Below are 680 nucleotides of genomic sequence, written 5' to 3'. Positions count from 1 at the left end.
GGGTGGTTGGTCGTTGTTTGAGAACTGCACAGTGGACGCGAGCATCTGTGGCCAAGTTTTTAAGGGCGCACGGTGGATGCCTTGGTACCAGGAACCGATGAAGGACGTGGGAGGCCACGATAGTCCCCGGGGAGTCGTCAACCAGGCTTTGATCCGGGGGTTTCCGAATGGGGAAACCCGGCAGTCGTCATGGGCTGTCACCCACATCTGAACACATAGGGTGTGTGGAGGGAACGCGGGGAAGTGAAACATCTCAGTACCCGCAGGAAGAGAAAACAACCGTGATTCCGGGAGTAGTGGCGAGCGAAACCGGATGAGGCCAAACCGTATGCGTGTGAGACCCGGCAGGGGTTGCGCATACGGGGTTGTGGGATCTCTCTTCTGTCGTCTGCCGGCGACAGGACGAGTGAGAAACCGTTGATGTAGGCGAAGGACATGCGAAAGGTCCGGCGTAGAGGGTAAGACCCCCGTAGTCGAAACGTCAGCGGCTCGTTTGAGAGACACCCAAGTAGCACGGGGCCCGAGAAATCCCGTGTGAATCTGGCGGGACCACCCGCTAAGCCTAAATATTCCCTGGTGACCGATAGCGGATAGTACCGTGAGGGAATGGTGAAAAGTACCGCGGGAGCGGAGTGAAATAGTACCTGAAACCGTGTGCCTACAAGCCGTGGGAGCGTCGC

At 57.9% G+C, this 680-nt stretch carries 1 rRNA gene; it reads left to right on the top strand.

The features are described 5' to 3' along the window. Positions 1 to 49: 49 nt before the first annotated feature. A 23S ribosomal RNA gene (locus tag FGD71_RS34905) occupies positions 50 to 680 on the top strand; the annotation flags it as partial.

This window comes from Streptomyces sporangiiformans, from assembly GCF_005768555.2.
In the GTDB taxonomy this organism is placed as follows: domain Bacteria; phylum Actinomycetota; class Actinomycetes; order Streptomycetales; family Streptomycetaceae; genus Streptomyces; species Streptomyces sporangiiformans.
Note: the sequence above shows the minus strand (reverse complement) of the source record. Positions and strands in the feature narration are given on the sequence as shown.